This is a genomic window from Arthrobacter sp. SO3 (genome assembly GCF_020532825.1).
Lineage (GTDB): Bacteria > Actinomycetota > Actinomycetes > Actinomycetales > Micrococcaceae > Arthrobacter.
The window spans coordinates 1-9,174 of record NZ_MQTS01000185.1 but is presented as its reverse complement, the minus strand read 5'-3'; the positions used below and the strand labels follow the sequence as shown (position 1 = coordinate 9,174).

The 9,174-nt window shown below is 65.2% G+C and carries 11 protein-coding genes and 1 pseudogene; 7 read left to right on the top strand and 5 right to left on the bottom strand.

From position 1 onward, the window contains the following. From BJQ90_RS17280 to BJQ90_RS17265, 4 genes are all read left to right on the top strand, one after another. Positions 1-434, top strand: a 434-nt coding sequence (locus BJQ90_RS17280) for a hypothetical protein (protein ID WP_226761444.1), incomplete at its 5' end; no start/stop codon positions are given. Further along, complete coding sequence (locus BJQ90_RS17275; RefSeq protein ID WP_226761443.1) at positions 431-1,888, top strand: V-type ATP synthase subunit B; 1,458 nt, start codon at positions 431-433, stop codon at positions 1,886-1,888. The genes BJQ90_RS17280 and BJQ90_RS17275, both read left to right, overlap by 4 nt. Continuing rightward, positions 1,885-2,523: a V-type ATP synthase subunit D gene (locus BJQ90_RS17270; protein WP_226761442.1), complete on the top strand. Its 639-nt coding sequence runs from the start codon at positions 1,885-1,887 to the stop codon at positions 2,521-2,523. Before BJQ90_RS17275 ends, BJQ90_RS17270 begins: the two co-directional genes overlap by 4 nt. Next, entirely contained in the window at positions 2,520-2,960 is a 441-nt protein-coding gene (locus tag BJQ90_RS17265; protein ID WP_226761441.1) for a universal stress protein, read from the top strand. Before BJQ90_RS17270 ends, BJQ90_RS17265 begins: the two co-directional genes overlap by 4 nt. A 30-nt stretch (positions 2,961-2,990) precedes the next feature. Here the strand turns inward: BJQ90_RS17265 and BJQ90_RS17260 are convergent, their stop codons facing one another. After that, the gene (locus BJQ90_RS17260) at positions 2,991-4,331 is read right to left on the bottom strand and encodes an APC family permease (protein WP_226761440.1); all 1,341 of its coding nucleotides are present in this window, start codon (positions 4,329-4,331) and stop codon (positions 2,991-2,993) included. Positions 4,332-4,459: 128 nt separating this feature from the next. Between BJQ90_RS17260 and BJQ90_RS17255 the strand changes: the two genes are divergently transcribed. Beyond that, positions 4,460-4,918, top strand: coding sequence for a universal stress protein (locus BJQ90_RS17255; protein ID WP_226761439.1), 459 nt, complete (start codon positions 4,460-4,462; stop codon positions 4,916-4,918). Positions 4,919-5,110: 192 nt separating this feature from the next. Here the strand turns inward: BJQ90_RS17255 and BJQ90_RS17250 are convergent. From BJQ90_RS17250 to BJQ90_RS17240, 3 genes and pseudogenes are all read right to left on the bottom strand, one after another. Further along, positions 5,111-5,323 (bottom strand): annotated as a pseudogene (locus BJQ90_RS17250) (cation:proton antiporter); the annotation flags it as partial. 26 nt (positions 5,324-5,349) lie between these two features. Next, on the bottom strand, positions 5,350-5,493 hold the full coding sequence (locus tag BJQ90_RS17245; RefSeq protein WP_226761438.1) for a hypothetical protein: 144 nt from the start codon (positions 5,491-5,493) through the stop codon (positions 5,350-5,352). Positions 5,494-5,567: 74 nt separating this feature from the next. Next, positions 5,568-6,002, bottom strand: a complete 435-nt coding sequence (locus tag BJQ90_RS17240; protein WP_226761437.1) for a universal stress protein — start codon at positions 6,000-6,002, stop codon at positions 5,568-5,570. Between the two features lie 552 nt (positions 6,003-6,554). On the opposite strand from BJQ90_RS17240, the gene BJQ90_RS17235 reads away from it, so the two are divergent. Next, positions 6,555-6,710 carry a DUF3040 domain-containing protein gene (locus BJQ90_RS17235; protein WP_226761436.1) on the top strand — a complete coding sequence of 52 codons (156 nt, stop codon included), beginning with the start codon at positions 6,555-6,557 and terminating at the stop codon, positions 6,708-6,710. A gap of 479 nt (positions 6,711-7,189) precedes the next feature. Then, positions 7,190-7,492, top strand: a complete 303-nt coding sequence (locus tag BJQ90_RS17230; protein ID WP_226761435.1) for a lipopolysaccharide assembly LapA domain-containing protein — start codon at positions 7,190-7,192, stop codon at positions 7,490-7,492. Between the two features lie 158 nt (positions 7,493-7,650). On the opposite strand, the gene BJQ90_RS17225 is transcribed toward BJQ90_RS17230, so the two are convergent. Then, on the bottom strand, positions 7,651-8,955 hold the full coding sequence (locus BJQ90_RS17225) for a DUF2254 domain-containing protein (RefSeq protein WP_226761434.1): 1,305 nt from the start codon (positions 8,953-8,955) through the stop codon (positions 7,651-7,653). Positions 8,956-9,174 lie beyond the last annotated feature (219 nt).

The following is a 9,174-nucleotide window of genomic DNA, read 5'->3' as shown; positions in this document are numbered from 1 at the left end:
CCATCGGCGCCTGGCATGGGGACAACGGCGACCCGGGCTGGGCCGCCCGCCGTGCCCGCGCCGCTGCCCTGCTGGCCGAGTCGGACCGGCTGGCCGAGCTGGCGGAAATCATCGGAGCCTCGTCGTTGCCGGGCCACGAACGGATGGTGCTGCTGGGCGGGCGCCTATTGCGCGACGGAGTGTTGATGCAGAACGCGCTGAGCGCCAATGACGCGTTCTGTTCCCCGGGAAAAGGCGCCGCCCTGCTGGACCTCGTACTCGACGTCGTGGACGCATGCCAGAAACTTGTGGAACGGGGCGTGGCCGCCACTACCGTGGAGCAAGCCGATCTCAGTCCTGTCCTGCGGGCCCGTGAAGAAACAGGTCCCTCGGACGCTGCAGCCGTGAAGGCCCGCAGCGGCGAGGTTCTCAAGGTATTGGAGGCCCTGCAGTGAACCACCCGGAAGTCACGGCCAAGGTCAGCGTGTCTGATGCTGCCGGATCACTCCCGCTGTACTCCGGCTTCGCCGCGCAGATTTCACACGGAGACGTCCGGGAGCTCCGCGGGCCGCTGCTCGTCGCTGGCGGGATAGATGGCGTGGGATGGGATGAATTTGCCACCATCGACATGGACGGCGGCGAGCGGCGGCATGGCCTGGTGCTTGAAGTGGACCGGGATCTCGCCACCTTGCAGGTGCTTGAAAGCACTGACGGGATGTCACTGGGGGGAATCCGGATCCGTTTTGAGGGCCGCCCACTTCACGTCCAGGTGGGAACCGGATGGCTGGGTCGGGTCTGCAACGGACGCGGGGAACCGCTCGACGGCGGACCGCCGGTGACGGGCACGGCAACCCTGCCTGTCAGCGGTTGGCCTCTGAACCCGGTTTACCGGGAACCGCCGCAGGAACCTGTCCTGACCGGCATTTCGGTCATTGATGGATTGACCACTCTGGTCAGGGGACAAAAACTTCCCATCTTCTCTGTACCAGGTCTCCCGCACCTGACGCTCGCCACCCAGATCGCGGCACAGGCAACCTCGAGCGGCCAGTCATTCCGGGTGGTGTTCGCCGCCATGGGTTTGACCCACGCGGATATCGCCTACGTCCGGGACCGGCTTGAAGAACGCTCTGCAGAGGGAGAACTGGTTCTCCTGCTGAACGCTGCCGATGATCCGGTCATTGAACGGATCCTCACACCGCGGATCGCGCTGACCATAGCCGAACACCTCGCATACACCGAAGGTCACGACGTGCTCGTGATCATGTCGGACATGACGAGTTACGCTGAGGCGGTCCGTGAGGTGTCCGCAGCACGGCGGGAAATCCCGGCACGGCGGGGCTACCCCGGCTACCTGTACAGCGATCTCGCGACCCTTTACGAGCGTTGCGGGCGGGTCAAGGGCCACGATGGCTCCGTAACGATCGTTCCGGTGCTGACGATGCCGGCCGGCGACATCACCCACCCGGTGCCTGACCTGACGGGCTACATCACGGAAGGGCAGATTGTCCTTGCGCCCGAAATAGCCGCGCGCGGCATCTACCCGCCGGTAGACGTACTGTCCTCGCTGTCGCGGCTGATGCGGAGCGGCGCAGGCAAGGACCGGACCCGCGAGGACCACCTCGATGTGGCGGCCCAGGTCCTTGCGGCCATGGCGCGTGCGCGGCAGGCCACCGAACTGGCCGAACTGGTGGGTGCCGCCGCGCTGAGCGAAACCGACCGCAGCTACATCCGTTACAGGAAGCTGGTGGAAAACGGTCTCTTTAACCAAGGCCGTGACGAAATCCGGTCCTTGGACGACACCCTGGGCCGGGCCTGGGAAGCGCTGGCGGCGTTGCCGGAACAGGAGCTCACCATGGTGTCGACCACGTTCCTGGAACGTTACCTTCCCAGGCGGGACGACCGCCCATGAGCAGCACGGGGCGTGCAGGGAAGGTCCGGGTAGAGCGCCGGCTGATGACGGCCCGGCACGGCGCACGACTGTTGGATCGAAAACAGCACATTCTGGCGGACGAGCTGGAACGGCTCCAGCTTCGTGCGGAGCTGACGCGGACGGAGTGGGAAGAGCTGGCTACAGAAGCTGCGCTCTGGCTGCGCCGCGCCGCCGCGCTGGATGGAAGCGGACGGATTGAGACGGCCGCACCGCCGGAATCGGCACGAGTCCAGCTGCTGTGGGGCAGCACGATGGGCGTGGCGTATCCCGAAGATCCGGAGTGCCACCTCCCCGTGACGCCCCCGGCGGGCGGAAGCTCGGCCCTGTCCTACACAGCCGCGGTGCATCGCAGCGCGCTCGAGGCGGGGGTTCGGTATGCGGCCGTCCAGCGTGCCGAAAGGCTGTTGACAGCGGAACTTGCTGCGACCCGGACCCGGCAGCGGGCGGTTGAGAACCGTTGGATTCCCAGGCTGGAAAAGGAACTGATGGATATCCGCCGACAGCTTGACGCGCAGGAACTCGAAGAGAGCCTGCGTCTGCGCTGGGCCGCCGACCGGAACGCAGGGACCACGCGTGGGCCTGCACAGGATGCCGATAGGAAGGTGGGTGCATGAACGACGTGATCCTGGTGGCAGTGAACGACTCCCGGGCGGCCTTCCGGGCAGCCGAGGTGGCCGTCGATTATGCCCGCCGGCTCGGCGCGAGCCTGAGCGTGGTGACGGTCAGGGACCCCGGGGCGCTGGTCCAGCATCCCGGGAGTATCGACCCGGCCGTGTTGGCACGACACTCCGATCTGGCTGCCGAAGCGGCATTCAGGCATGTTGCCTCGCTGGCCGCGACGGCAGGCGTGGAGGTGTCCTTCAGCCAGCGCTCCGGACGGGTAGCAGCCGAAATCCTGGCCGAGGCCCGTAAAGTCAATGCCGTGCTGATAGTTGTGGCCCTGGTAGACCGCCCCGGCAGTGCAACGCCTTATATCGGGAGCCACACCCTGCGGGTTCTGGAGTTCTCGGGCGTCCCCGTCATGGTGGTACCGCTGCGTGGGGCAACCTGAGTTCCCCAACCTGTATCGCGATGGTTTGGTTTACGTCGGGCCGCTTGCCGGGGCATGTTTCCGGTGCCACACAAAGGTGAGCCGCAGGAAGGAGACGGAGGCCAGCGATACGCCGATGAGCAGCAGCGTGGCCTGGTCGTGGAGGATGAGTTGGATCACCAGAACGACCAGAGCGCCGAGACAGGCCAGAAACCCGGTGCCGCTGACCAGCCGGGGCCAGAACCCGGGCAGGACCCGGGCGGCGAGCAGGTTCGTGGCTCCGAAGACGGCCAGGAAGACCGCCGATCCGAACGTGAGGAGGGCCGTGATGTCCGGCAGCATCGCGAAGGCGGACCCGAACACCGCCAGGAAGACCAGTGCGGTGACGGGCAAACCGGCCCGTGTCTTGGTGAATGCCGCCGGCAGCTCCTTCGCCAGCGCAATCTCGTGCATCTGGCGCGCCGTCGAGAACAGGGTCGCGTTGATCGCTGAACTCGCCGCCAGAAGCGCCCCGAGGCTCGCGATCCAATACCCCGCCGGCCCCAGCGCCGCCTGGCCCGCCGCCGCGAACGCCACTTCCTTCTGGGCGACAATGACGCTGTCGCTGACCAGCATTTGGGAGCCGATCGTTACGGCGACGTAGACCAGCGTGACGAGCGCGACCGAGAGGTAGAGTGCCCGTGGCAGCGTCCGGCGCGGCCTGACGAGGTCATCGTAATCGTAAGAGAGCAGCTCGAACCCCTCGTAGGCGACGAAGATCGACGCCGATGCGACGATGACGCCAGCCAGACCCTTGTCATCCAACGGGGCAAGCCTCTCCGGGGAGAAGTGCGCGAACCCGATGGCGGAGATCAGGGCTAAAACGGCGACCTTGATCAGGACCACGAGGTCTTCCGAGAGCGCCGATGCGCCCACCCCGCGCAGGTTGATCCCGAGAAACACCAGCAGGATCAGGACGGCGAATCCGTCCGCGAATACCCCCGGCAAACCAAAAGCGTGCGCAGCGTAGTGGCCGAAGGTAAACCCGTACACCGCCAACGCGATCAGATACCCGAACATCAGTAACCAGGAGATGTAGGAGCCGGCACGCGGATACCCGGCATTATGCAAGTAGACGAAGAGGCCGCCGGAGCGTCCGGCCCGGGCCGAGAGCGCCGCGAAGGAATGTGCGGTCACCATCGCGATGGCCCCTCCGATGAGGAAGCTTCCGACAGCCAGATGTCCGGCGATCGCGACGGTGACACCCAGGACGCTGAAGATGCCCCCGCCGATCATGCCCCCGACCGCCATCGCGACCGCATCATGCAGGCGGAGCTTACCCAGTCCCTTGTCCCGGCGCGCGGCCGTCCTGGGATGGAACGCCGCCTTCGGTGTCGGAGGTCCCGAATTCATATCGTGCGCCCAATCTCTATGTCAGTGACGGCCGGCTCCAGTGCCTGCGCCGACCGTAGCACTGACTCTGAACGGCGCGGGCATGTGAGGTCTAGGATGCTCATTGAGGCCAGTGAAAGGAAAGACAAATGACCAATACCCGTTCGTTCGTGATTGTGGTTGGTTTTGACGGTTCCGAACATTCCCAGACAGCACTGAGCTGGGCCATGGATGAGGCCCGACACCGCAACGGGCAGCTCCGCCTGATCACAGCCTGGAACAAGCCGCCGCTGGCGTGGTATCCGGCGGTAGTGGAAACGGCGGCGGGTGAAATTGCCGCCGAGGAGTCTCCGGAGCACATCGCCGGGACGCTGCAAGCTGAGGCGCTGAATTCCGCTGCAGATGAGGGCGTGGCCGCCAGCGGGCAGGTCGTAAACAGTGATTCACCGGCGTCAGCGATACTCGACGCTGCCAAGGACGCGGATCTTGTCGTCGTTGGCTCCCGCGGGCATGGCGGATTTCCCGGTTTGCACCTGGGCTCGGTCAGCACCCAAGTCATCAACCACGCGCCATGTCCTGTCTTGGTCGTCCGGCCCAAGGCCAGCTGAGGCGTGTACCGCCGGCAAACTGCAGCGAGGTCGGGGGCGGCCGGCTGTCGAATTGTCTGGCGACGAGGACGTCGGTCGAGGAATGGGCAAGGATGGACAGGACAATGACCAGCGCCACGAGGTGCAAAATCTCATCAGGTGGCGCAATCGTCCCGGGACTTCCTTGCGCCCCACAATGGCGGCCGCGAACACCGGATCGGTCGGAGCGAGCACCGCACCAAGCAGGAAGCATTGGAGCCAGGGAAGTCCTGCAATGTAATGGGCCAGCAGTGCGGTGACAAGAAGGGTCAGAGGCAGCCCGAGCAGCAGTGCCCGGCCGGGCAAACGCCAAGCCCTGCGAAGGTCGGACAACCCGACTTTCACGCCGTCTGTATAGAGGACCGAGAACAGGGCGAGTTGGGCCAAAACCCCGACGACGGGATCGGCGGGTGTTATCGGGACAACTCCGAGTACCCCTGGCCCAGGACAAAGCCGCCGAGAAGGAACAGCACAGCGGTGGAAAGAACCGTTCGGCTGGCCCGCTCGGAGTTGAGGACACCCAACACAAGCAGCACCGCAAATGCGAGCGTGAGCATCGGTATCATCCGCATTCCCCCTTCTGCCTGCCGGCGTCAGAATTCAGGAGCGGAACTGCTTTGGCGCTAGGGAATCAGGTGCCGCTCCTGGGCCGGACAATCAAGACAGGGCAGGGGGCATGGTGCGCGACCTGGCTGGAGACGGATCCGAGCAGAAGCCCGGCAAATCCTCCGTGCCCCCGGGATCCCAGAATGAGCAGGTCCGCGTCTGTGGCGGCGTCCAGCAGAGCGGTGACGGGGGCATCCCGAACGAGATTTCCCGTGATGTCCACGCTCTCAGCAGCGACGGCTTTCAGCGCGTCGGCCTGGACACGCTCAGCGGCGTGAAAGGAGTCGTTGCCCCCGCTGTCTTCCACCGTTGACGGCACAGGAGGATAATGCCACGCGGTGACGGCACGGACCTGCCCGTGGCGCATGCGCGCTTCGTCCACCGCCCAGCGAAGGGCCGCCAGCGACGGTTCGGAACCGTCGACACCGACCACGATCAGGAACGTACCGGCAGCGTCCATTCGTCTGTCCTCTCACAGTATCGGTCCTGCAGCATCGGCCAGTGCCAGTCTGTGCCCGTCGTGCTGAGCGGTCAAGGCTCTCTTCAGCGCCGCACCCTCACAGGCCGTACCGGAAGCCCGTTCATTCGAAGGAGGCGGAAGGAGGTCCCAAAAGGCTCGTCGTTCCCCAGGACAAACCCGACCGTGAGCGTTTCACCGACACCGCAGCTGCGGCAAGGACGCCCGGGGACATGCACTCCCGGTCGCCACTGAGCCGGACCGTCCTTGGCCCTGGTCAGACCCGACGCCAGGCCTCTCACCGGGCATCGTCAGTTCCGGCCTGCCCGCCGTGGTCGCTGCGCACGCAAGCACATCACTAAACCCTGTCCAACCCGCTTCCGTCGCGCAAAACCGGAGGTCCGGCGGCGGGAAACGTCAGATCATTTGGAGCCTGCAGCGGTCCGGGTCGTCCTCAGCGCCGCGGACTCTCGGAGGTAGTCTCGGTCGCCGGAACCATTGTGGCAGCCCGCAGCCGGGTGGGAAGGCCTGTGGATAGTGGCTGGGAATAGGCCGATGATAGACGCAATCACGTCCCGTGCCCATGGCCGGGCGGATGAAGAGCGCAGACGCCTTAAAAAGCTCGAACAGGACCTGGCCGCCACCGATCCGGACCTGAACCTCGAACTGCGGTCCGGACGGCCCCGCGGCGTGGCTTCCCGCGCGGTGTAAGGGATTCTGGCCGCTGTGGCCGGCTTCGCCCTGGTCATCGCGGGGATTATCACGCAGTTCACGATCGTGGGCGTCGTCGGCTTCGTGCTGATGGGTGCCGGAGACCACTGGTTCTTCAGGGGCCTCTATCCGGGCGATGGGCCCGGCTTCCGCTTTTACCGGCAGGGTGCGGGGAACTCGTCTCCGTCAGGGCCTGAACCCGGAACGACGTCGTTCATCCGTCCGCACACCGGGACTCGCTCCGCATCACCGGTCCCTACCGGGCATGGAATGCTTGCTTCCGGGAGGAGTACCTTGTGAAATATCCGTCCTGCCTGGACGGCCCGCTCCGGATATGGGGGTGAAGAATCGTGGCTGCTGATCCAGCACCGGGTCCGTCGACGGGGCCGCGCCCCGTCTCGCGACCAGAAAATAAACCTGCGCCTTCCAGACCGGGACGCCCCCGGAAGCCGTCGCCGGACATGCCCGGAGACTCGGCGGTGACGCGGGCCGGCATGATCTGGGTTGCCGTCAGCGTGGGGCTGGTTCTTCTGGTATTGCTCATCATCTTCATCCTGCAGAACCAGGATCGCGTGACCGTGCAGTATCTTGGCGTGGCCGGCGAGCTTTCCCTGGGGATGGCGTTGTTCATTGCGGCAGTGGCGGGCGGGCTTCTGGTCACGATCGCCGGGGCCGTGCGCATTCTCCAGCTGAGAATCCAACGCCGGCGGCCGGCCGGCAGGCTGCCGGCTTCGGCTGGACCTGCGGCAACCGGCGGCCACGAACCAACGTCGGGGCCGTGAGTCGGCCGGACAAATTGTGGCCGGCTCTTCCCGCTTCGGCCTCGGATCCGGTCCGAGCCGGGAACGGCACGTCTATTCATCCGTCCATGGCTGTTCCTGCGGCCGGGTGTGGCGTTGGAACTCGCCCGGGCCGCCGCCTGTGGACTGCCGCGGACTGCTCAGCCGGGGTGCATGGTTTCAGTTCTTTGGGCGAGGGCCAGAAGGCGTTGGCGGTCCGCGGGCGCATAGGTTCCGGTGTTGAGCGCTTCGCGCATCCGGGCCACCTGTTCCAGGATCTCCGCCCGGTACCGGCCTTCGCTGTCGCACCATGAGAGCTCCTGGAGCAGTTCCAGGAGCCGTTCGGCGACGGCTGGGTCCGCTATTCCGTACAGCCGTGGCTGGGCCATGACCAGCTCTAGCAGGTCCCCTAGTGCAGGCATGGCCAGGACGACTCGCACTCTGCCCTCGTCATCCGTGAGCTGCAGGGGGCCCGGATGGCGGTTGGTTAGCCGGCACAACAGCGCGGACAAATGGCCCAGGACATGCACAGCTGTTGTAGGGTCGTTGATCCCCGGCGACAGGGCACGGGCGGCGACGTCCACGAGCTGGCGGAAACCGAAGCCGACGTCCTGAACATTGGTCCGTTCGAAGCCTGTGGTGACGGCGGCGTTGGCGGCTGCCTGCAGCTTGCTGCTCGCTTCGACGGTGAGCGGGGAACCCGGGCTAACTGGCCAGACAGTGGCGAACGGAACGCCATCGACCAGTGAGCTGCCGGGTTCGCGGTCAACCCGGATTAGTGCCCCGTTGTCCACAGCTGCCTGCACGAGGGCCCCGGCATCGTAGGAGGTGAGGAACCCCGATTTTGAACACACGATTCGGGTGCCTTTGTCTTGGCTTAGGAGATCCTCGGGCACCGCTTCGGAGCGGTCCTTAGGAAAAACCCTGTCAATGGTTTCCCGGGTTTCGGCACTGACTCTGCGCATCATCGTTTCAACACGGATTTCCCGGGTCAGGTGGGCCAGAAAGAGAACCAAGCCCATCACGCTGGCTATCGCGAGCACAAAGGCAACGGTGACGGAAATTTCGGGGACAAAGGATGTCCCCCCGCTGCTTTCGGTCCGCACACTGCGAAGGACGGTCAGTGCGAAGGCGAAGGCTGACAGGAACAAGGCCAGTGTCGCATGCACGAACTGGTCTGCTGTGAAGGTGCGTAGCAGCCGGGGAGAGAACTGGCTGCTGGCCAGTTGCAGCGTTACCACTGTGAGAGAAAACGTCAGGGAAGTAACGGTGATCAGGGATCCTGAAATCGCCTGCAGTACGGACCGGGCCGCTTCCGGGCCACCGCTGAACAGAAAAACTGCGGCACCGTCGGGAATCCCATCGTCCACGGCAGCGTCCAGTGCCGGCAGGACGAAACCCAGGGCCACGGCCAGGATCACCGCGAGGGCAGGCACTGGCCACAACTGCGTCCTTAGGGTGTCCATCAGGCGCGCTGTACGGCCATTGCTGGCCTGCTGGCCTGCACCCGTTGAATGCGCTATAGCCACCAGTTCCTCTTCTCCTGAGCGACATGGGTCCTGGGACATGTCTAACACCCGCGGCCGGTGTCGCCTATCAGGGGGTTTGGGCTGCCGCGGAGATCTCGGACAGTGGGCCCTCTTAAAATGGGGGTCTACCGAAAGTAGAGATCAGCATGACCGCAT